The organism is Streptomyces sp. NPDC085931, from assembly GCF_044540565.1.
Lineage (GTDB): Bacteria > Actinomycetota > Actinomycetes > Streptomycetales > Streptomycetaceae > Streptomyces.
The window spans coordinates 360916-383264 of the sequence record NZ_JBITSK010000008.1 but is presented as its reverse complement, the minus strand read 5'-3'; the positions used below and the strand labels follow the sequence as shown (position 1 = coordinate 383264).

Annotated in this window: 18 protein-coding genes; 4 read left to right on the top strand and 14 right to left on the bottom strand. The window is 73.2% G+C overall.

Annotated features, from left to right (window positions below; all coding sequences use genetic code 11):
• Positions 1–50 precede the first annotated feature (50 nt).
• Positions 51–776 (top strand): DUF5995 family protein, encoded by a 726-nt coding sequence (locus ACIGAN_RS19865; RefSeq protein WP_365740783.1) that lies wholly within the window; start codon positions 51–53, stop codon positions 774–776.
• On the opposite strand, the gene ACIGAN_RS19860 is transcribed toward ACIGAN_RS19865, so the two are convergent.
• The gene (locus ACIGAN_RS19860) at positions 773–2485 is read right to left on the bottom strand and encodes a flavin monoamine oxidase family protein (protein ID WP_399859073.1); all 1713 of its coding nucleotides are present in this window, start codon (positions 2483–2485) and stop codon (positions 773–775) included. The genes ACIGAN_RS19865 and ACIGAN_RS19860 overlap by 4 nt on opposite strands.
• A 47-nt stretch (positions 2486–2532) precedes the next feature.
• Complete coding sequence (locus ACIGAN_RS19855) at positions 2533–3321, bottom strand: carbon-nitrogen hydrolase family protein (RefSeq protein ID WP_399859072.1); 789 nt, start codon at positions 3319–3321, stop codon at positions 2533–2535.
• A gap of 318 nt (positions 3322–3639) precedes the next feature.
• Between ACIGAN_RS19855 and ACIGAN_RS19850 the strand changes: the two genes are divergently transcribed.
• Positions 3640–4209, top strand: a complete 570-nt coding sequence (locus ACIGAN_RS19850; RefSeq protein ID WP_365096840.1) for a Repetin — start codon at positions 3640–3642, stop codon at positions 4207–4209.
• On the opposite strand, the gene ACIGAN_RS19845 is transcribed toward ACIGAN_RS19850, so the two are convergent.
• The 7 genes from ACIGAN_RS19845 to rpe form a co-directional block, all read right to left on the bottom strand.
• A complete protein-coding gene (locus tag ACIGAN_RS19845) occupies positions 4178–5374 on the bottom strand; it encodes an MFS transporter (protein WP_399859068.1) in 1197 nt (398 codons plus the stop codon). The two genes, ACIGAN_RS19850 and ACIGAN_RS19845, sit on opposite strands and share 32 nt — an antisense overlap.
• 136 nt (positions 5375–5510) lie before the next feature.
• The gene (locus tag ACIGAN_RS19840; protein WP_031116678.1) at positions 5511–5963 is read right to left on the bottom strand and encodes an Lrp/AsnC family transcriptional regulator; all 453 of its coding nucleotides are present in this window, start codon (positions 5961–5963) and stop codon (positions 5511–5513) included.
• 10 nt (positions 5964–5973) lie between these two features.
• Positions 5974–7443 (bottom strand): amino acid permease, encoded by a 1470-nt coding sequence (locus ACIGAN_RS19835; RefSeq protein ID WP_365740779.1) that lies wholly within the window; start codon positions 7441–7443, stop codon positions 5974–5976.
• 299 nt (positions 7444–7742) lie between these two features.
• A complete protein-coding gene (locus tag ACIGAN_RS19830; RefSeq protein ID WP_365096833.1) occupies positions 7743–9185 on the bottom strand; it encodes a GuaB1 family IMP dehydrogenase-related protein in 1443 nt (480 codons plus the stop codon).
• Positions 9186–9344: 159 nt separating this feature from the next.
• On the bottom strand, positions 9345–9683 hold the full coding sequence (locus tag ACIGAN_RS19825; protein WP_399859065.1) for a barstar family protein: 339 nt from the start codon (positions 9681–9683) through the stop codon (positions 9345–9347).
• A 3-nt stretch (positions 9684–9686) separates the two neighbouring features.
• On the bottom strand, positions 9687–10730 hold the full coding sequence (locus ACIGAN_RS19820; RefSeq protein WP_365096828.1) for a sugar-binding transcriptional regulator: 1044 nt from the start codon (positions 10728–10730) through the stop codon (positions 9687–9689).
• Between the two features lie 78 nt (positions 10731–10808).
• Positions 10809–11495, bottom strand: coding sequence for a ribulose-phosphate 3-epimerase (gene rpe, locus ACIGAN_RS19815; protein WP_356445106.1), 687 nt, complete (start codon positions 11493–11495; stop codon positions 10809–10811).
• Between the two features lie 140 nt (positions 11496–11635).
• Between rpe and ACIGAN_RS19810 the strand changes: the two genes are divergently transcribed.
• Entirely contained in the window at positions 11636–13777 is a 2142-nt protein-coding gene (locus tag ACIGAN_RS19810; RefSeq protein ID WP_399859061.1) for an MMPL family transporter, read from the top strand.
• Here ACIGAN_RS19810 and ACIGAN_RS19805 read toward each other — a convergent pair.
• Positions 13758–15176 carry an RsmB/NOP family class I SAM-dependent RNA methyltransferase gene (locus ACIGAN_RS19805; protein ID WP_399859058.1) on the bottom strand — a complete coding sequence of 473 codons (1419 nt, stop codon included), beginning with the start codon at positions 15174–15176 and terminating at the stop codon, positions 13758–13760. The genes ACIGAN_RS19810 and ACIGAN_RS19805 overlap by 20 nt on opposite strands.
• Positions 15177–15371: 195 nt before the next feature.
• Positions 15372–16304 (bottom strand): methionyl-tRNA formyltransferase, encoded by a 933-nt coding sequence (gene fmt, locus ACIGAN_RS19800; protein WP_399859056.1) that lies wholly within the window; start codon positions 16302–16304, stop codon positions 15372–15374.
• Between the two features lie 327 nt (positions 16305–16631).
• On the opposite strand from fmt, the gene ACIGAN_RS19795 reads away from it, so the two are divergent.
• Entirely contained in the window at positions 16632–17177 is a 546-nt protein-coding gene (locus tag ACIGAN_RS19795) for a hypothetical protein (RefSeq protein WP_365096816.1), read from the top strand.
• A gap of 159 nt (positions 17178–17336) precedes the next feature.
• Here the strand turns inward: ACIGAN_RS19795 and ACIGAN_RS19790 are convergent, their stop codons facing one another.
• From ACIGAN_RS19790 to coaBC, 3 genes are all read right to left on the bottom strand, one after another.
• Complete coding sequence (locus ACIGAN_RS19790; protein ID WP_399859054.1) at positions 17337–19490, bottom strand: primosomal protein N'; 2154 nt, start codon at positions 19488–19490, stop codon at positions 17337–17339.
• A gap of 112 nt (positions 19491–19602) precedes the next feature.
• Complete coding sequence (gene metK / locus ACIGAN_RS19785) at positions 19603–20811, bottom strand: methionine adenosyltransferase (RefSeq protein WP_365096810.1); 1209 nt, start codon at positions 20809–20811, stop codon at positions 19603–19605.
• Positions 20812–21048: 237 nt separating this feature from the next.
• A complete protein-coding gene (gene coaBC, locus ACIGAN_RS19780) occupies positions 21049–22251 on the bottom strand; it encodes a bifunctional phosphopantothenoylcysteine decarboxylase/phosphopantothenate--cysteine ligase CoaBC (protein ID WP_399859051.1) in 1203 nt (400 codons plus the stop codon).
• Positions 22252–22349 lie beyond the last annotated feature (98 nt).

Sequence of the window (22349 nt, the reverse complement as noted above, 5' to 3'; positions counted from 1 at the left end):
CGCCGGGCCCGCCGGTACTCCCGCCAGCCTAGAGCTGGGACTCTGCCCGCATGCCGCGATGCGAACAAGTCCCCCCGGCCGTGGACACACCCGTCGACGGCGTCGTCCGCCGGCTGCGCGCCCTCGACGCGGCACTGCCTCCGGGCGACGGCGTGGCGGTCTTCAACCGCGTCTACCTCACCGTGACGCAGACGGTGGACCGGTACGTCGACACCGGGCGGTTCGCCGACCCGTACGCGGCGATCACGCTGGACGTCCGGTTCGCGCAGCGGTACCTGGACGCGGTCGACGCGGCGGCGCGGGACCGGCGCGCACCGGCCTGCTGGCGGCCGCTGTTCCAGTTCCGCCGCCATCCCGGGGTACGCCCGGTGCAGTTCGCGCTGGCGGGCATCAACGCGCACATCGGGCACGATCTGGCGCTGGCCGTCGTGGACACCTGCCGTACGCTCGACTGCGCTCCGGCCGAGCTGGAGGACGAGTTCGACACCGTGGGCGATCTCCTCGTGTCGCTGGAGGAGCGCATCCGCGAGGATCTGATGCCGGGCCCCGACCTTCTGCAGATCGCCGACCCGCTGACCCATCTGCTCGGCTCCTGGAGCCTGGAGCGGGCCCGGGAGGCGGCCTGGACGGCGGCCCGGGCCCTGTGGGCGCTGCGCACGCTCCCCGACATCGCCGGGGAGTTCACCGAGCGGCTGGACACGGCGGTCGGCCTGGCGGGGCGCATGCTGCTCACGCCCCTGGCCGCACCGCCGGCCACACCTCCGCTGTGGAACTAGTCCTCCGGCAGTTCGACGGGCGCGATCTCGTCGTACACGTCGCCCGGGCCCGGGTTGGTCGGGTCGGTCGTGCCGCCGAGGTGGTGCATGACGCCCCAGACCGCGTTGAGGGCGGTCTGGACCGCGCCCTCGGCCCAGCCGGCCGTCCAGGAGATGTCGTCCCCGGCGAGGAAGATGCCGCGCTTGTCCTCGGGCAGCCGGTCCTGCATGAAGTGCGTGAACAGGCGCCGCTGGTAGCGGTAGTGGCCGGGCAGGTTGGCCTTGAACGCGCCCATGAAGTAGGGCTCGTTCTCCCAGGAGACGGTGACCGGGTTGCCGATGATGTGCTTGCGGATGTCGACCTTGGGATAGATCTCGCCGAGCGACTTCAGCATGACCTCCATCCGCTCGTTCGCGGACAGCGGCAGCCACTTCAGGCTGTCGTCGCACCAGGTGTAGGACAGGCAGATGACGGCGGGCTTGTCGGGGCCGTCGTCGAGCAGGTAGGTGCCGCGGGTCATGCGGTCGGTGAGCGTCATCGACATGACGTCCCGGCCGGTCGGATTTCCCCTGTCGTCGACGGCCTTGTCCAGCCAGAACGGGCGGTCCACCGGCACGAACAGCTTGGAGCTCTCCATGTAGTGGGTGCGCTCGATGGCCGTCCAGTGGTCCATCGGGAACAGCGACTCGTCGCAGTCGATCTTCGACAGCAGCATCCAGGACTGGGCGGTGAAGATCGCCGCCTTGTAGGTGCGGATGTCGCCGCGCGCGTCGGTCACCGTGATGCGGTTGCCGGCCGTGCGGTGCAGCCGGGTGACGGCCGGGCGGGGCTCGCGGCCCTCGTGCAGGCTCGCCAGCGAGGTCCCCAGGGGCCAGTGGACGATCTTCTGCGGCTCGCGCTCCCACAGGCGCAGCGGCAGCTGCTGCGAGCCGCCCACGATGCCGCGGTGGTGGTCGTCGGCCTCGGTGTAGACGACGCGGAGGATCTCCAGGATGGAGTTGGGGAAGTCGGTGTCCCAGCCGCCCGTGCCGAAGCCGACCTGGCCGAAGATCTCGCGGTGCCGGAAGGACTTGAAGGCCTCGGAGTCGCACAGGAAGCCGTAGAAGGTCTGGTTGTCGAGCTTCTCGACGAGCCTGGACCAGATCTCGCGGATGCGCGGGACGTCCCGCTCGCGCAGGGCGCGGTTCATGTCGGAGAAGTCGGCGCCCTCCTCCAGGCAGCGGCCCCAGGCGTCGGCGACGTCCCGGTAGACCTGCGGCAGGTCGTCGATCGTCTCGGCGTAGTGGGACTCGCCCTTGAGGTCGACGACGGTCGACGGCGTGGCCTCGGAGAGCGGGTTGGGGAAGGGCCGCGTCTGCAGGCCGACGAGGTCGATGTAGTGCTGCAGGGCCGTGGAGGACGGCGGGAAGCGCATCGCGCCCATCTCGGCGGTGAGGGACGCGTCGCAGCCCTCGAAGCCGACGGTGCGCAGCCGCCCGCCGATCTGGTCGGCCTCGTAGACGACGGGCTTGAGGCCCATCTTCATCAGCTCGTACGCGGCGACGATGCCGGACAGGCCGCCGCCGATGACCGCGACCTCCGTGCCGTGCTCGGTCGCGGGTATCTGCCCGAGACCGGCCGGGTGGGCGAGGAAGTCGTCGTACGCGTACGGGAAGTCCGGGCCGAACATGGTGATCGGCGGCTGCTGCGCGTCTGCGTGCTCGACAGCGTTGGGCACGGTGGACGTCATGGGGTACGGACTCCTTGCACAGAAACGAACGGGCGGTTCAGGGGGTGTCAGACGAGCGACCCGTACAGGCCGGGGCGCCGGTCCCGCAGATACGGGTTGTTCTCGCGCGACGCGGCGAGGAAGGCCGGGTCGACGTCGGCCAGGACGAGGTCCTCGCCCCGCCCGGCCCGGGTCCGCGCGATGCCGTCGGGCCCGGCGAGCGTGGACAGGCCCACGAACTCGAACTCGCCCTCCGGGCCGACCCGGTTGACGTACGCGACGTACATCTGGTTCTCGAAGGCGCGCACCGGGATCATCGACTCGGCGACGAACTGGAACGGGTGCATCTGCGCGGTCGGGACGACCAGCAGGTCGGTGCCGGCCAGGGCGTGGGCGCGCACGTTTTCCGGGAACTCCACGTCGTAGCAGATGAGGATGCCGACGCGCACGCCGTCGATCTCCGCCTGGACGACCTGCCGCTCGCCGGGCGTGAAGTGGTCGCGCTCGAAGCAGCCGAAGAGGTGGGTCTTGCGGTAGTTCGCGAGGCGTGTGCCGTCGGCGGAGATCAGCTGGGCGGAGTTGAACACCGTCTCGCCGGCCCGCTCGGGGTAGCCGTAGGCGATCGCCAGGCCGTGGCTCGTCGCGATCTCGGCGATCGCGTCGGCGCAGTCGCCGTCGGCGGGCTCGGCGAGCCGGGCGATGTCGTCGCCGATCGCGTAGCCGGTCAGGAACATCTCCGGGGTGAGCAGCAGCCCGGCGCCCGCGGCGGCGGCCCGGCCCGCGGCCTCGTCGAGGACCTTGAGGTTCTCGACGGTGGAGCCGGGGCGGCCGGAGCTCTGGAGCAGGGCGGTGCGCATGCGTGTTCCTCACCGGGCGAAGGGTGGCTGGGGGCCCACAGGACGGTTGGCGGGGCCACGTAGACGGTACGGGCGGCTGACCAGGGCGGACAAGCAGGAGCCGTTGCGCGCCGGTGAACGGTTCGTTGCGTGCCGGCCGGGGCCGGCGGCGATTCGTTGCGCGACTTCGGGCCTAGCCCCGCTCCTCCCCTGGGCCCGGCCCGGTCCGGGCCTGCCCGCCGCGCGGCGGAGGCGGGGTCCCGTCCGCGGCGCGATGTGCCGCGCGCGCCGGGCCGGGAGAGTGAGGGCTGTCCACACGACCTGCGGAAAGGGACCGAAATGAAGCGCCGTACGAAGATCGCCGTGCTCGGCTCCGCACTGCTGCTCACCGCCGGGGCGGCCTCGGCCGCGACCGCGTCGGAGACACCCCGGCCGCGCGAGGCGGCGGCGCCGGAGGCGGACCGGCCGCGCGAGGCGGCGGCCCTCACCGGCACAGCCAAGCTGTACCGCTCGGCCGGGGACGACATCACCTTCTCCTTCGACGCGCACCTGGCCGCGCAGGACAAGGCCGATCCGATGAAGGCCACGGGCACCTTCGAGTTCAGCCACTACCTCAACGGCGAGGGCGCCCGGGCGGAGGTCGCCGTCGACTGCCTGGTGACCGGCGGCAAGGTCGCCGTCGTCTCGGGCATCGTGACCGAGTCCGACCTGCCGGGCGCCGAGGGCAAACGGGTCGGGGTCACCGTCCACGACCTCGGCCGCCACGACCGGCTCGGCTACAGCTGGGCCGCCACGGGCACCCCCGTGGAGATGGACGGGCTGCCCAAGTGCGTGAGCTCCGCCCCCTTCGAGAAGGTCGCGAAGGGGACGGGCGACTTCACCGTCGTGCCGTGGCGGCCCGATTTCTGAGCAGTACCAGGGCGGTCACCAGGTAGGGCACCGCGAGCACCGCGAAGACGGTGCCGTGGGACCGGCCGGCACCGAGCAGCGCGTACGCGCCGAAGGCGGCGACCGTGGCCAGCTCGGTGCCCAGGCCCGCCACGGAGGTGAGCGTGGCCCGGCGGGACTCGTCGATGCGGTGCTGCAGGCGGACGTCGGCCACCACCTCCGCCAGCTGGAATCCGGCGAAGGCGAGGCCGACGAGGGCGATGCCGGCCGGTGAACGGGAGGCGGCGCCGACGGCCAGGGCGAGCGCTCCACCGGCGAGCAGGGCCGCGAACCCGGCGGTGCCGAGGCGCTCGGCCGGTCCGGCCAGGAGGCTGCCGAGGGTGACGGCCGCCCAGATCAGCATGATCAGGTAGGGCACGGTCGCCTCCGCGACGCCGGTGTCCCGGACCAGCAGCGGCGTGTACTCGTCGAGCGCGCCCCACACCGCGGCGACGGCCGGCACCAGCAGCAGGGCGCCGCGCACCGCCCGGTCCCGGCAGGCCTGGGCGAGCCCGGTGCGCAGGGTCGCCGCCCAGTTCTCGCCCGTGGTCCCCGGGCGCTTCCGGTGCTCGGGGAACCGGGTCGCGGTGAGGGCGGTCAGCGCACAGGCCAGGACGCTGGCGGCACCGACGGCCGCGTACCCGCCCTGGGCGAACACGGGCCCCGCGAGGCCGAGGGAGGACACGGTGCCCGTCAGCCGTGCGGCCCGGGCCCGGCCCATGACCCCCGCGTACCGGCCGGCGGCGCCCAGGTGGTCCAGTTCGTCGTAGACGAGGGCCTCCAGCGCTCCGGAGCCGAGCGCCCCGCCGGCGCCCCACAGGACGAAGCCGGCCGCGAAGGCCCCGTACGACGGGACCGCCACCCACAGCGCGAAGCCGGCGGCGGTGAGCAGCGGGCCGATCCACAGCAGCCGGCGACGCGAGACGGCGTCGGCCCAGGCACCGGAGGGCACTTCGAGCGCCACCGCGGTGATCGACCAGAGGGCGAACAGGGAGGAGATCTGCCAGAGCGACAGGCCGGTGTCGGCGAACAGCAGCGCGTACACCGGGTAGAGCAGGACGAAGTCGTCGAGGAACGCGTAGCCGTACAGCGTGGTCGTCAGCCGCCGGACGCCGGTGGCGGGCACGCGTGCGGGGGTGAGTGTCATGGGGCCTTCCCGTCAGGACCGATCGGACGCCGGAGGTACGGCGGCCGGGGCGGTCCCCGGGAGGCACGGCGCGTGGATCAATGTCGCCAGGTCATGACACCGATGCTAGGGCCTGTCGTTCGGATCGGCCCGTGCTTTACGTGGGCGACCCCGACGAGAAGCGCCGCAGCAGCGGCGACAGCACGAGCACGGACTTGGTCCGCTCGACGAACGGCTCCCCGGCGATGCGCTCCAGGACCCGTTCGAAGTGCCGCATGTCGGAGGCGAAGACCTGGGCGATCGCGTCCGCGTCCCCGGTGACGGTGGAGGCGGCCACGACCTCCTGGTAGCGCTCCAGACCGCGCTGGATGGTCTCCGGGGAGGTGTTGCCGCGGCAGTAGATCTCGACGAACCCCTCGGTCTCCCAGCCGAGGGCCCCCGGGTCCACGCGGACGGTGAAGCCGGTGATGGCCCCGGTGGCCCGCAGCCGGTCCACGCGCCGTTTGACGGCGGGCGCGGACAGGCCGACGAGGTGGCCGATGTCGGCGTAGGAGCGGCGGGCGTCCTCGGCGAGGGCGTGCACGATGCGTTCGTCGAGATCGTTCAGCACTGTGGGTCGTTCACTTCTCGGATGGAGCCAGTCGGGAACGGCGGTAGCCGTACACGAAGTAGAACACGAGCCCGGCGGCCATCCAGACACCGAAGACCACCCAGGTCACGGTCGACAGACTGCCCATCATCCAGACGCAGAAGGCGAAACCCAGCGCGGGCAGGACCGGCGAGAGCGGCACGCGGAAGGTGCGCGGCATGTCCGGCTTGGTCCGGCGCAGCACCACGACGGCCACGTTGACCAGCGCGAAGGCGAACAGGGTGCCGATGCTGGTGGCGTCGGCGAGCTGCCCGAGCGGGATCGCGGCGGCCAGTACACCGCAGAACAGGGAGACGATCAGGGTGTTGGCGCGGGGCGTGCCGGTCTTCGGGTGGACCCGCGCGAACACCTTGGGCACCAGCCCGTCGCGGGACATGGCGAACAGGATGCGGGTCTGGCCGTAGAGCACGGTCAGCACGACGCTCGCGATGGCGATGACGGCGCAGAAGGCCAGCAGCGTGCCCCAGAAGGTCTGGCCGGTGACCTCGCGCATGATCTGGGCGAGGGCGGCCTCGGAGTCGGTGAAGTTCCGCCAGGGCTTGGCGCCGACGGCGACGGCGGCGACGAGGACGTACAGCGCGGTGACGATGACCAGCGACAGCATGATCGCGCGGGGCAGGTCGCGCTGGGCGTCCTTTGCCTCCTCTCCGGCGGTGGAGGCGGCGTCGAAGCCGATGTAGGAGAAGAACAGCGTGGCACCGGCGGCGCTGACCCCGGCCATGCCGAGCGGCATGAAGTTCTCGTAGTTGCCGGAGCGGAAGCCCTGCACGCCGATGGCGCAGAACAGCACCAGGGCGGCGATCTTCACGATGACCATGATCGTGTTGGCGCGGGCGGACTCGCGGGCACCGCCCAGCAGGAACGCCATGGCGAGCAGGACGACGATCAGCGCGGGCAGGTTGAACACGCCGCCGTCACCGGGCGGGGCGGACAGGGCGGCCGGGATGGTGACGCCTATGGTCCCGTCGAGCAGTTCGTTGAGGTACTCGCCCCAGCCGACCGCGACGGCGGCGACGGACACGCCGTACTCCAGGACCAGGCACCAGCCGCAGATCCAGGCGATCAGCTCGCCCATCGTTGCGTACGCGTACGAGTACGAGGAGCCGGAGACCGGGATGGTGCCCGCCAGTTCGGCGTACGACAGGGCCGAGAAGAGGGCGGTCAGACCGGCGATGACGAAGGAGAGCGTGACGGCCGGGCCCGCCTTCGGGACGGCCTCGCCGAGGACCACGAAGATGCCGGTGCCGAGGGTGGCGCCGATGCTGATCATGGTGAGCTGCCAGAGCCCCAGGGTGCGCCGCAGCGACCCTCCCTCACCCTGGCCACCCTCAGCGACCAGGCGTTCCACCGGCTTGCGGCGCATGAGGCGCGCGCCGATTCCCGGGGACGAGGGGGCGGCCGGCCGGCCTGGATTCTGCGGGGGTGCGCCTTGGTCGAGCACGCGCTGGCTCCTTCATCGCTGCGGTCAGGGCGGCAGGGACCGCGGGCACCCTTGAGCAGGGACCCGCCGAGCGTAAGTCCCCGCCACGCCACGTACGAGGCGACAGCCTATGAGGAGGGGCGTTGCTGTCGAAATGCAGCAACCTTGCGCATCCGCGCAAGATCATTGCGTACCTGGAGGCGGACCGGAGGTTCGTTGCACCGCCGCTTTCGACCGTTGCGCGGGCGCATGCGAACGGCCCCCGACTCTCCCTGCCGGGCAGGTCGAACGGGGGCCGTACGGACGGCAGTTGGGGCCGGTCAGGTCCAGCTGGCGTGCAGCGGCTTGCCCTCGGCGTAGCCGGCGGCGCTCTGGATGCCGACGATGGCCTTCTCGGCGAACTCCTCCAGGGAGGCGGCACCGGCGTAGGTGCAGGAGGAGCGGACGCCCGCGATGATCGAGTCGATCAGGTCCTCGACGCCCGGGCGGGCCGGGTCGAGGAACATGCGGGAGGTGGAGATGCCCTCCTCGAACAGGGCCTTGCGCGCCCGGTCGTACGCCGACTCCTCGGAGGTGCGGTTGCGCACGGCGCGGGCGGAGGCCATGCCGAAGGACTCCTTGTAGGCGCGGCCCTGGGCGTCGTGCTGGAGGTCGCCCGGGGACTCGTAGGTGCCGGCGAACCAGGAGCCGATCATCACGTTGGACGCGCCGGCGGCGAGCGCCATGGCCACGTCGCGGGGGTGGCGGACGCCGCCGTCGGCCCACACGTGCTTGCCGAACTTCCTGGCCTCGGCCGCGCACTCCAGCACGGCGGAGAACTGCGGCCGGCCGACGCCGGTCATCATGCGCGTGGTGCACATGGCGCCGGGTCCGACACCGACCTTGACGATGTCGGCGCCCGCCTCGATGAGGTCGCGCACGCCCGCGGCGGCCACCACGTTGCCGGCGACGATCGGGACCTGCGGGTCGAGGTCGCGCACCAGCTTCAGGGCGCTGATCATCGACTCCTGGTGGCCGTGCGCGGTGTCGATGACGAGCGTGTCGACGCCCGCGGCCAGCAGCTGCTCGGCCTTGCCCGCGACGTCACCGTTGATGCCGACGGCGGCGGCGATGCGCAGCCGGCCCCGCGCGTCGGTGGCCGGGGTGTACAGCGTGGCCCGCAGGGCGCCCTTGCGGGTGAGGATGCCGGCGAGCGTGCCGTCCTCGTTGACCGCGGGGGCATAGCGGCGGTTGGCGTGGTCCAGGGTGGCGAAGGCCTCGCCCGGGTCCAGGTCCGCGTCGATGAGCAGCAGGTCCCGGGACATCACCTCGGAGAGCTGCGTGAAGCGGTCCACGCCGGACAGGTCCGTGTCGGTGACCACGCCGACCGGCTTGTGGTCCTCGTCGACGACGACACCGGCGTTGTGCGCCCGCTTGGGCAGCAGCGCGAGGGCGTCCGCGACGGTCTGGTGCGGGGACAGGATGATCGGGGTGTCCAGCACCAGGTGGCGGCTCTTGACCCAGGAGACGACCTCGGTGACGACGTCGATCGGGATGTCCTGGGGTATCACCACCAGGCCGCCGCGGCGGGCCACGGTCTCGGCCATGCGACGGCCGGCGATGGCGGTCATGTTGGCGACGACGAGCGGGATGGTGGTGCCCGTGCCGTCCGGGGAGCTGAGGTCGACGGCCTGCCGGGAGCCCACCGCGGAGCGGCTCGGCACCATGAAGACGTCGTCGTACGTCAGGTCGTACCCGGGCTGGATGTCATTGAGGAAACGCACGTGCTGCACATCCCAGTCGTTCAGAGGTGACCCCCCGACCGGCCGGCCAGGGGGAAAGAGCACGTACTTCATTGTCCCATGCCGGGCGGGCGAACGGCCCCCGGCGGATCGTCCAGGCTGGTCAGGGGGCCGTTCGGAGGTTCGTCCAAGGACGCGGGGTCAGGAGCCCAGGGTCACGAAGAGCCCCGGGCCCCGGTCCGTCGCCTCGGCGAAGATCTCCTCGGCGACCTGCCACTCCTCGGGTCGCGCCGCCGCGTAGGCCCGCCAGCCCGTCACGACGACCAGCAGCCCCCGCTCCCCCGCGCCCTCGGGCCAGAGCGCGGGGTCGGCCAGGCAGTCGGCGAGGGCGTCCCAGTTGCGCCCGAACCACTCGGGCAGGGACAGGTCACGGGCGCAGCGGTCCATCAGTCCCGCCTTGTCCGTGACCCCGTCGAGGTCCAGGACGAGGACGATCCGTCCGGCCGGGTCGTCCGGTACCCCGTGCGCCTGGTCCGCCACCCGTCAGATCCCGTCCGGGTCGGCCCGGTTGAGCGCGGGCCTGGGCGCCGGCCCCGCCGTCATCAGGTAGTCCGCGGCCGACGTGTCCGTCACCAGGCTGGTGACCAGACCGGAGCGCAGCACCGCGTCGATCGCCGGCCCCTTGCGCTGCCCGCCCGCGATCGCGACGACCTCGGGGATGCGGCGCAGCTGGTCGGCCTTGACGGTGATGCACCGCTCGCCCAGGTCCCGTCCGACCCGGCGGCCCTCGGCGTCGAAGAGGTGCGCGGACATCTCGGCGGCGACACCGAGGGAGGCGTAGTGCGCCCGCTCCTCGTCGCTGAGCATGTCGTGCACCGTGGAGATGCCCGGCTCCCAGGACCCGATGGAGACGCAGGCGACGGTGACCTTGTCGAAGTGCTCGAAGGCCCGGGCGATGCCCGTCTGGTTGCGCAGCGCCGTGGCCGTGGCCGCGTCGGGCAGCAGCATGGGCGCGTAGATGGGGTGGGCGTCCCCGCCGGACACCTGGGCGGCGCGGCGCACGGCCTCGACCGAGCCGCGCTCGGCGGTCCCGGCGTCGTACACGCCCGTCAGCTGCACCACCGTGCAGGGCGGCAGCCGGTCGAGGGCCGCCGCCATGTGGATGGTGGAGCGGCCCCAGGCCAGGCCCAGCACGTCGCCCTCGTCGACCAGTTCGCCGAGCAGGTCGGCGGCCACCTCTCCCAGGTTCTCCGGGTCGGGCGTCTCCTCGGCCTCGGCCGGCGACTCGACCACGACGGCGTGCCTGAGGCCGTACCGGGCGCGGAGCGCGTCCGAGCGGTCGGCGTCCAGTTCCGCAGGCACCCGGATCTCGATTCGTACGAGGTCCCGTTCGAGGGCGGTCTCCAGGACCCGGGCCACCTTGAAGCGGCTGACGCCGAACTCCTCCGCGATCTGGATCTTGGACTTGCCCTCGAGGTAGAAGCGGCGGGCCATGGCCGCCGCCTGCACCAGCTCAGCGGGTCCCATCCGCATGGCTGACCGGCCCGCCGACATACCCGACACGGCGATCTCCTCACTGCTGTTCACACTCTGGATTCGCCGTTCATCCTTGCAGATCCGGCGCGGATGATCAGCCCTGATGAGAGCCGTTCACTTTGCTGTGGCTCAGTGGTCGCAGGCCCAGGAGGCCTTCGCCGTGGCCGCCTCGGCCTGCGTGCGTAGTGCACGTACCGCCTCTGCCGGGTCGTTCGCCCCGTAGACCGCCGATCCGGCCACGAAGACGTCGGCTCCGGCGTCGGCGCAGCGCTCGATGGTCGAGGCGGAGACTCCGCCGTCGACCTGGAGCCAGAGCTCCAGGCCGTGCTTGCTGATCAACTCGCGGGTGCGGCGAATCTTCGGAAGCATGATGTCGAGGAAGGCCTGTCCCCCGAAGCCCGGTTCGACCGTCATGATCAGCAGCATGTCGAGCTCGGGGAGCAGGTCCTCGTACGGCTCGACGGGGGTCGCGGGCTTGAGCGCCATGGAGGCGCGGGCGCCCTTGGCCCGGATCTCCCGCGCGAGCCGGACCGGGGCGGCGGCGGCCTCGACGTGGAAGGTGACGGAACCGGCCCCCGCTTCCACGTACTGGGGCGCCCAGCGATCGGGGGCCTCGATCATCAGATGGCAGTCCAGCGGGGTGTCCGTCGCACGGGCGAGCGACTCCACGACCGGCACGCCGAGCGTGAGGTTCGGGACGAAATGGTTGTCCATGACGTCGACGTGGAGCCAGTCGGCTCCCTCCACGGCCTTCGCCTCGTCCGCGAGGCGGGCGAAGTCGGCGGAGAGGATGCTGGGGTTGATCTGCACGGCCATGACCTAAGACTGCCATGCCCCCGAGGGGTTGTGGGCATCGGTCCCGGGTCGGAAAGGTGGTACGGCGGCCACGGGCCGCGTGCGGTTGCTCGCGCGGTGCCCCGTGCCCCCGGACGGGCGGTGCCGCGGAGGGAGTCGGCATGAGACACGGCGTCGCACATCTCGTCTGCGGACGGCGGGCCAAGTGGCTGGTGGTGGGGCTGTGGCTGGTGGTCCTCTTCATCGCCGCGCCCTTCGCCATGAAGCTCACCGACGCGCAGGACAACGACGCGGCGTCGTGGCTGCCGGGCTCCGCGGAGTCGACGCAGGTGCTGGAGGCGTCGGAGGACTTCCGGCCGGAGCAGATCCCGGCGATCGTGATCTACGCCCGCGACAGCGGGCTGACCGCGCGGGACCGGGCCGAGATCGCCGAGGACGTCCGGCAGCTGAGGCAGCTGCGCGACCACGGGATCATGGGCGAGCGGACCCGGGGCCCGGTCTTCGACCGGCAGGGCGATCCGCGCGCGGCGCAGGTCTTCGTGCCGATCACGATGGACGAGAAGGGCTGGGAGCGGATCGCCCCGGCCGTCGACTCCATCCGGGACGACGTCGGCGAGGGCGCCGGCGGACTGGCCGTGCACATCACCGGCCCGGGCGGCACCTCCGCGGACTTCGCGGAGGCCTTCGAGGGCATCGACTCGACGCTGCTGTTCTCGGCGATGGCAGTGGTCATCGTCATGCTGCTGATCACCTATCGCAGCCTGACTCTGCTGCTGATCCCCCTGATCGCGGTGGTGTGCGCCCTGTTCGCCTCGCAGGCCCTGATCTATCTGCTGGCCGAGCACGCGGGGCTGACCGTCAACGGGCAGAGCGCCGGCATCCTCACGGTGCTCGTCTTCGGCGCGGGCACGGACTACGCCCTGCTGCTGGTCGCCCGCTACCGGGAGGAGCTGCGCCGGCACGAGGACCGGCACGAGGCGATGGCCCTGGCGCTGCACAGGGCGGGCCCCGCGGTGCTGGCCTCCGGCGCGACGGTCGTGCTGAGCATGCTGGTGCTGCTGGCCGCCGAGATGAACTCGACCAGGGGCCTCGGCCCGGTCGCCGCGATGGGCATCGCGGTCGCCCTGCTCGCGATGCTGAGCCTCTTCCCGGCGCTGCTGGTGGTCGTCGGCCGGTGGATCTTCTGGCCGGTGATCCCGCACCACGGCGCGCCCGACCCGACCGAGCACGGCATCTGGGCGCGCACCGGGCGCCGGATCGCCCGCCGCCCCCGCATGATCTGGGCCGGGACGGCCCTGGCCCTGGCGGTGTGCTCGCTGGGCCTGATCCAGCTGCGCGCGGAGGGCATCGGCAACGCCGACGCGTTCACCGGGAAACCCGACTCGATCACCGGCCAGGAGGTGTCGGCGCGCTACTTCCCGGCGGGCAGCGGTGATCCCCTGGTGATCATCAGCAACCAGGCGCAGGCCGTGCGGGTGGGCCGCGCGGTCGCGGCGACACCGGGGGTGGTCCCGCAGTCCCTCGGCCTGCCGCCCGGCACAAAACCGGTCTTCGAGGGCAGGGTCCTGTTCGAGGCCACCATGACCGCCCCGGCCGACAGCGAGGCCGCCAAGCAGACGGTGGAGCGGGTCCGGGACGCCGTGCACGCGGTGCCGGACGCCGACGCCCAGGTGGGCGGCGGCACGGCGGCCCTGCTCGACATGGACCGGGCGACCACGCACGACAACGTGCTGATCATCCCGCTGGTACTGCTCGTCGTCCTGCTGATCCTCGGCGTCCTGCTGCGGGCGCTGATCGCCCCGCTGCTGCTGATCGGGACGGTGATCCTGTCGTTCGCGGCGGCGCTCGGCCTCAGCGCGCTCGCGTTCCGGTACGTCTTCGACTACGCGGGCGAGGCGACCGACTTCCCGCTGTTCGTCTTCGTCTTCCTGGTGGCCCTCGGCATCGACTACAACATCTTCCTGACCACCCGCATCCGCGAGGAGGCGGCCCGGCAGGGCACGAGAGCGGGCGTGGTCACCGGCCTGGCCGCCACCGGAGCGGTCATCACCTCCGCCGGACTGGTGCTGGCCGGCACCTTCGCCGCCCTCGGCACCCTGCCGATGGTCGGCTTCGCGGAGATCGGCTTCGCGGTCGCCCTCGGCGTCCTCATCGACACGTTCATCGTGCGCTCGGTCCTGGTGACGTCCCTTTTCCTGGACGTGGGCCCCAGGGTGTGGTGGCCGCACCGGCTGGCCGGGGAGGACGGCGGTGCGGCGGCCCGGGAGAGCGCCGGGGCGGGGGTCAGCCGGTCCGGCGGATGAGCGCCAGGTACATCGCGTCGGTCCCGTGCAGATGCGGCCACAGCTGCACGTCGGGCCCGTCACCCAGGTCCGGCACGCCCGGCAGCAGCGGCCGGGCGTCGATGAGATCGGTGTCCGGGTGCTGCTTGAGGACGTCCGCTACGACGGCCCGGGTCTCGGCGAGGTGCGGCGAGCAGGTCGCGTAGCCCACGACACCGCCGACCCGCACGGACTCCAGGGCGGTGCGCAGCAGCCCGCGCTGCAGCGGCGCGAAGCCCTCCAGATCCTGCGGACGGCGCCGCCAGCGCGCCTCCGGGCGGCGCCGCAGGGCGCCGAGGCCGGTGCAGGGCACGTCGACCAGCACCCGGTCGAAGCTGCCGGGCCGCCACGCGGGCCGGGTCCCGTCCGCGGCGATCACCTGATACGGCCCCGGGTTGCCCTCCAGCGCCCTGGCCACGAGCCCGGCGCGATGGGTCTGCTTCTCGGAGGCGACCAGCAGGGCGCCCCGCTCGGCGGCCAGGGCGCCCAGCAGCGCGGCCTTGCCACCGGGTCCGGCGCACCCGTCCAGCCAGCGCCGGTCGGGCCCGTCCAGCGGCGCGTCGGCCAGGGCCATCGCCACGAGCTGGCTGCCCTCGTCCTGCACCCCCGCGCGCCCGTCCCGCACGGCCGGAACGGCACCGGGTTCACCGCCCTCGCTCAGCCGCACGGCGTACGGCGACCAGCGCCCCGGTACGGCGGCGTCCTCACCCAGCAGTTCCTCGGCGGTGGCCCGGCCGGGCCGCGCCACGAGTGTGACCTCGGGCCGCTCGTTGTCGGCCCGCAGCAGCTCCTCGATGCCCGCGCGCCCGCCGCCCAGGGAGTCCCACAGCGCGGACACGACCCACCGCGGGTGCGAGTGCACGACGGCGAGATGGTCCTCGGGATCCTCCTCGTAGGGCGGCGCGACCCGCTCCAGCCAGCCGTCCAGGTCGTGCCGTGCCACCTTGCGCAGCACGGCGTTGACGAACTTGGCCCGCCCGTCACCGAGCACGACCCGGGCGAGTTCGACGGTGGCGGACACGGCCGCGTGCGTCGGGATCCGCGTGCCGAGCAACTGGTGCGCGCCGAGGCTGAGCACGTCCAGCACGGGCGGGTCGACCTCACCGAGCGGCCGGTCGACGCAGGTCGCGATGATCGCGTCGTACGTGCCCTGCCGCCGCAGCGTCCCGTACACCAGCTCGGTGGCGAGCGCCGCGTCCCGTGCGTCGAAGTCGCCCTTGTCCCGCGCCTTGCGCAGCAGCGGCGGCAGCACGAGGTTGGCGTAGGCGTCCCGTTCGTCCACGGCCCTCAGCGCCTCGAAGGCGAGGATGCGGACGGGGTCCTTCTGGGGGCGCCGGTAGGGCTTGCCGGACGGGCGGGGCCGACGGGGCTGGTCACTCACGAAAAAGGTGCTCCGGGTATGAGGGGACGTGCGCGCCCCACCCTACGCCGCGACACGGCTCGCGCCGGGGCCAGGCTGACGACACGGCTCGCGCCGCGGACTCGGGTGCCTCGACGACACCACTACGCCCCCGGAGCCCCACGCCCGGCCCCACACCGGTGCCTCGACGACCCCGCCGCGCCCCGGGGTGGCCGCTCAGCCTCCGAGCCGCTCGCCCTCCGCGATCCGCACGCCGCGGGCCCAGTCCGCCGCCCGCATCGGCTTCTTGCCCTGGGCCTGCACCCACAGCAGCTCGACGCCGTACGAGCCGGTGCCGACGTACACGTTGTTCTTCCCGGCCGCGATCTGCCCCGGGGCGAGGTCCGTCCGCTCGGGCACCGGGGCGGCCTGGATGAGCTTGAGCCGCTCACCGCGGAACGTGGTCCAGGCGCCGGGCGCCGGCGTGCAGCCCCGCACCACCCGGTCCACGCGCAGCGCGGGCGCGGTCCAGTCGAGGTGGGCGTCCTCGACGTTGACCTTGGGAGCGAGGCTGACGCCCTCGGCCGGCTGCGGTACGGCCTTCAGCGTGCCGTCCTCGATCCCGTCCATGGTCGCCGCGAGCAGCCCGGCCCCGGCGAAGGCGAGGCGGGTGAGCAGGTCCCCGCTGGTGTCGGTGGCCCGGATCTCCTCGGTCACCGTGCCGTAGACCGGCCCCGAGTCGAGCCCCTCCTCGATCAGGAACGTGGAGGCCCCGGTGATCTCGTCCCCGGCCATGATGGCGTGCTGCACGGGCGCGGCGCCCCGCCAGGCCGGCAGCAGCGAGAAGTGCAGGTTGACCCAGCCGTGCGCGGGGATGTCGAGGGCGACCCGAGGCAGCAGCGCGCCGTAGGCGACGACGGGGCAGCAGTCGGGGCCGATCTGCCGCAGGCGCTCCAGGAACTCGGGGTCCTTCGGCTTCGCCGGCTTCAGCACCTCGATCCCGGCCTCCTCCGCCCGCTCGGCGACGGGCGACGCGACGAGCCTGCGCCCGCGCCCGGCCGGCGCGTCGGGCCGGGTCACGACGGCGGCCACCTCGTGCCGCCCGGAGGCGAGAAGAGCGTCCAGAGCGGGAACGGCGACCTCGGGGGTACCGGCGAAGACGAGCTTCATGGGGTGGTGGTGGCCTCTCGGGCGGGGGCGGACGACGGGCGGCACACAAGTCTATGAGCCGTGGGGCGGACAGCCGCGGACGGCGCCCGGCCCGCCCGGGACAGCCCGGCCTTCCCGGGCGGCGGTCACGGGCCGTGCCCGGACGGGAGACGAGAGCCGAAGGCCGAAGACCGAGGCGCACGCCCCGCGCAAACGGGCGCACGCATATGCTCCCACGCCCCCACACCGTGACCAGCGGGGCGAATCCGCGTTGGTCAAGACAGAGTTGACCACAACGGGCCGCGATCGCGGCCCATTCCTTTCAACGCCGGTTCGAGAGGCTTGTTCATGGCCGACCACGCAACCCACGACGCCCAGGCTCGGGCCAGCCTGCACTTGCTGGTGCGGGACATCGAGCGGGTCCGCCGGCAGGTGGACGCACTGCGCACCCTCACCGCCCAACTGGGCAACGTCTACCGCCCGCGCCGCTCCGGCCCCTCCACGGGCTTCGTCGTCTACGGACGCGCCCCCGCCCCGACGGTACGTCTCGCCCAGGAGCTGCGGGACAGTGTCGAGACCCTGGTGACGGCGGCCGTGGACTTCGACCGCTCACTCGGCTTCTCGTGGGACGCCGTGGGCTCCGCACTGGGCGTCACCAAACAGGCGGTGCACCGCCGTTACGGCGCGCGCCGGGCCACGGCCCAGACCGCCACCGCCGAGCCGGAGCGCACACCGGAGCCGGCCGGCGGCCGCGCGGTCAACGTGACCACCGGCCTGCCCACCGTCCCGACGGTCCCCGCGGCCCGCTCCATGCCGACGCAGCCCACGGCCGGCAGCCCGGCCCTGCGCGACGAGGCGCGGCCCACGGCCTTCCCCGGCCCGCGCAACGGCTGACAGGTCCTTTGCCCCGCCCTCCCGGACCCCCACCGGGAGGGCAGCCGCATGTCCCGGCACCGGGACGTCGACCACGACCGGAAGACCGCACTCGGGAGACACCCCCAGGGGACCACACCCCTGTGGGTCGGCCCAGAGCGGTGCTCTCCGGCGATCCCCTCAACCGATGTCGGCCGGGTCGACCCGCACCCACACTCCGGCTCCCGCGCCGCTCCCCCGGGCCATCCGCGCGGCCTGCGCGGCCTTCAGCGAGGCGGCCAGCGCCGCCCCCCGCCCCGGCGGCACCCGCACCAGCGCCCGCTCCCACTGCTCCCCCGGCGGCGGCGCCCCCGTGCGCCGCGGACGCCCGGCCGCGGTGACCGGCAGCGGGACCGGCCCCAGCACCTCGGCCTCCGGCGGCAGTCCGGCCGTACGGAGGAAGTCGGCCACCGCCTCCGGCGGACCCGACACGGCCGCCATCCGGGACACCGGCGGGAATCCCAGCTCCGCCCGCTCGGCCAGCTCCCGCACCGCGTGCCCCACGGGGTCCCACCGGACGAGCGCCTGCACGGGCCGCAGCGTCGGCTCGGCCACGACCACCACCGTGCCGCCGGCGGACTGCGGCCGGACCAGCGACGCGGCCGCGATCCAGCGCCGCAGGGCGTCCTCCCCGGCCCGCAGATCGGGCCGCCCGAGCATGGCCCACCCGTCCAGCAGCAGCGCCGCCGCGTAGCCGCCCTCGGCGACGGGCTCGGCACCCGGCGTGCTCACCACCAGCGCGGGCGCCCCGGGCACCGTGTCCAGCACGTGCTCGCGCCCCGAGGTGCGCACCGGCACCGCGGGGAAGGCCCGCCCGAGTTCCTCGGCCGTCCGCCGCGCCCCCACCACCGAGGCGCGCAGCCGGAAGGAGCCGCACTCCGGGCAGTGCCAGCTCTCCTCCGCGCGGCCGCACCAGCCACAGCACAGGGCGCCCCCGTCCCGCGCCTCCAGCGGCCCCGAGCAGTGCCGGCACCGTGCGGGCGCCCGGCAGGTGGCGCAGGCCATGCGCGGCACATAGCCCCGCCGGGGCACCTGGACCAGCACCGGTCCGTGCCGCAGGCCCTCCCGGACGGCCTGCCAGGCGAGGGTCGGCAACCGGGCGGCCCGGGCGGCCTCGTCGCGCGCGAGATCCCCGTCCCCGACGGTCCTCACCAGCGGGGCGGCGGCGCGCACCTGCTCCCGCCCGGCCACCAGCGGCCGCGCCCAGCCGCTCTCGACGAGCTGCGCGGCCTCCACCGTGCAGGCCCAGCTCCCCAGCAGGAAGCCGCACCGGTCCTGGGCGGCCCGCAGCAGGAGCACCTCGCGGGCGTGCGGCTGCGGGGCGTGCTGCTCGCTGTGGCTGTCGTCCCCGTCGTCCCAGAGGGCGACCAGGCCGAGGTCCTGGACCGGGGCGAACATCGCGGCCCGGGTCCCGACCACCGCCCGCACGGAGCCCCGCCGCACGGCGAGCCACTGCGCGTACCGCTTCTCGGGCCCGGCGTCCGCGGTGAGCACCGCGTGCCGCCCCTCCCCCAGCAGGGAGGTCAGCGCGGCATCGACCCGGGCGACGGCCCGTCCGTCGGGCAGCACGACGAGCGCACCACGGCCCGAGGCCAGTGTCGCCGCGACCGCCCGGGCCAGCTCCTCGCTCCACTGCGGCCCCGGCAGCGCGTTCCACACGGCCCGGGGCGCACCGCCGGAGGCCAGCGACTCCAGGAAGGCCGCTCCCCGCTCGTACCGCTGCCAGGACCCGGCCTCGGGCGCCGGGGGCGGCGGCAGGGGCTCCGGGGAGGCGCGCTGCTCGGCCCGCGCGTTGCGTGGCGGTACGGCGAGCTGCAGGACGTCGGCGAGGCTGCCCGCGTACCGGTCGGCGACCGCCCGGGCCAGCCCCAGCAGCTCCTCGCTCAGCACCGGCTCGGGCGACACGACCTGGGCGAGGGCGGCCAGCGGCCCGGAGTAGTCCGACTCGGGCAGCCGCTCGACGAGGAAGCCGTCGATCAGCCCGCCGCCCTCACGGCGTCCCTCCCGCACCCGGTGCCGCCCGGCCCCGAAGCGCACCCGCACCCGCACGCCCGGCTGGGCCTGTGCGTCCAGCTCCTCGGGGACCGCGTAGTCGAAGTACCGGTCGAGGTGGAGCACGCCCTTGTCGACGAGCACCCGGGCGACGGGCAGTTCCCCGGCGAGCGCTGCGCCCCGCCACGTCCGCGGCTTGGCCCGGGGGGTCTGCGCCTTGCGCACGCTCTCCCGGATGAGCGTGAGCTGCTCGGGCGGCGCACCCTGCGCGCCGCCGTCCGCCTGTCCGTTCTCGCTGCTCACGCTTGCATTCTTACCAAACACCACTGACATCCGGCGGCGCCCGGCGACCGGCCCGGGACACGGCGAAGGCCCGGCCCCCGAGGGGAACCGGGCCCGAAGCCTGGAGAGCTCGTTACAGCCCCGCCGCCTTGCGCAGCGCGTCCACGCGGTCCGTGCGCTCCCAGGTGAAGTCGGGAAGCTCACGGCCGAAGTGGCCGTAGGCCGCCGTCTGGGAGTAGATCGGGCGGAGCAGGTCGAGGTCGCGGATGATGGCGGCCGGACGCAGGTCGAAGACCTCGTCGATCGCCTTCTCGATGCGGTCCGTGTCGACCTTGGCGGTGCCGAAGGTCTCGACGAACAGACCGACCGGCTCGGCCTTGCCGATCGCGTACGCGACCTGGACCTCGCAGCGGGTGGCGAGGCCCGCGGCGACCACGTTCTTCGCCACCCAGCGCATCGCGTACGCGGCGGAACGGTCGACCTTGGACGGGTCCTTGCCGGAGAAGGCACCGCCGCCGTGACGGGCCATGCCGCCGTAGGTGTCGATGATGATCTTGCGGCCGGTGAGGCCGGCGTCGCCCATCGGGCCGCCGATCTCGAAGCGGCCGGTGGGGTTGACCAGCAGGCGGTAGTTCTCCGTGTCGAGCTTGATGCCCTCGTCGAGGAGCGCCTTCAGCTCCGGCTCGACGACGAACTCCTTGATGTCGGGAGCCAGCAGCGAGTCCAGGTCGATGTCGGAGGCGTGCTGCGAGGAGACGACCACGGTGTCCAGACGGACCGCCTTGTCGCCGTCGTACTCGATGGTGACCTGCGTCTTGCCGTCCGGGCGCAGGTAGGGGATCGTGCCGTTCTTGCGCACGTCGGACAGGCGCTTGGCCAGGCGGTGGGCCAGGAAGATCGGCAGCGGCATCAGCGTCGGCGTCTCGTCCGTCGCGTAGCCGAACATCAGGCCCTGGTCGCCCGCGCCCTGCTTGTCGAGCTCGTCCTCGTCGCCCTCGACACGGGACTCGTACGCCGTGTCCACGCCCTGGGCGATGTCGGGCGACTGGGCGCCGATCGACACCGAGACGCCGCAGGAGGCGCCGTCGAAGCCCTTCTTCGAGGAGTCGTAGCCGATCTCCAGGATCTTGCTCCGGACCAGCGTCGCGATGTCCGCGTACGTCTTGGTGGTGACCTCACCGGCCACGTGTACCAGTCCGGTCGTGATCAGGGTCTCGACGGCGACCCTGGACGTCGGGTCCTCGCGCAGGAGCGCGTCGAGAATGGTGTCGCTGATCTGGTCAGCGATCTTGTCGGGGTGACCCTCGGTCACGGACTCCGAGGTGAACAGACGACGGGACACAACGCTCCCTGGGGTTGCAGCGGCTGCTGGCTGATCATTGGCGGACGGCGGGGGCTGCACCCGGCGCCGTCCGTGGAACAGTTTACGGGTCACGCTTCGGCCACGGTCCCCCCGTCTCGCCACTCGGGAGTGCTGTGACCTGCGGCACGGGCATTCTGCCCAATGCCGAGCGGCGTTGGCCAGAGGCGCCACGCCCCGACTGGCCGGGTTTCACGGGACCGCGAAGCGCCGGAAACATCAGCGCAGCCGCTCGGCGACCAGGTCCCACACCGTTTCGGCCAGGGCTTCCTTCGGTCCGTGCGCCACCGGCGTCTCGCTGCCGTCGGCGCCGAGCACGACCGCCTCGTTCTCCTCGGAGCCGAACGTCTTGCGCTCGCCGACCTCGTTCACCACCAGCAGATCGCAGCCCTTGCGCTTCAGCTTGGCGCGGCCGTTGGCGAGGACGTCGTCGGTCTCCGCGGCGAATCCGACGACGACCTGTCGGGCGCGGGCCCGGTCGGCGGAGATCTCGGCGAGGATGTCCGGATTGCGCACCAGGACGATCGGCTCCGGCTCCCGGTCGTCCTTCTTCTTGATCTTCCCGGTCGCGTACGCCGCCGGGCGGAAGTCGGCGACCGCCGCCGCCATGACCACGGCGTCGGCGTCGGCGGCGGCCTTCAGCACCGCCTCGCGCAGCTGCACGGCCGTGCCGACGGGGACGACGTCCACCCCCGCCGGGTCCGGCAGGGCGCTGTTGGCCGCGATCAGCGTGACGCGGGCACCCCGGGCGGCGGCGGTGCGGGCGAGGGCGTAGCCCTGCTTGCCGGAGGAGCGGTTGCCGAGGAAGCGGACCGGGTCCAGTGGCTCGCGGGTGCCCCCGGCGCTGACCACGACGTGCCGGCCCGTGAGGTCCGGCTCGCGCACGCCCCGGGCGAGCACACGGCGGCACACCTCGAAGATCTCGGCCGGGTCGGGCAGCCGGCCCTTGCCGGTGTCGACGCCGGTGAGGCGGCCGACGGCCGGCTCGATGACGACGGCGCCGCGGCGGCGCAGCGTCGCCACGTTCTCCTGGGTGGCCGGGTGCTCCCACATCTCCGTGTGCATGGCGGGGGCGAAGACGACCGGGCAGTGGGCGGTGAGCAGGGTGTTGGTGAGGAGGTCGTCGGCGAGGCCGTGGGCCGCCTTGGCGAGCAGGTCGGCGGTGGCCGGGGCGACGACGACCAGGTCGGCGTGCTGCCCGATGCGGACGTGCGGCACCTCGTGCACGTCGTCCCAGACCTCCGTGGAGACCGGCTTGCCGGAGAGCGCGGACCAGGTCGCGGCACCGACGAAGTGCAGCGCGGACGCGGTGGGCACCACGCGCACGTCGTGGCCCGACTCCGTCAGCCGCCGCAGCAGCTCGCAGGCCTTGTACGCGGCGATGCCGCCGCTGACGCCCAGAACGACCTTCGGCTTGTCCACGTTGCTCCCCGTCTCTCCCCGGACTCGGCGACCGGACCTCGGCGACCGGTCCGCCGTACGACTCCATGACACACCACAGGCCCGGCAGTCGGTCTGCC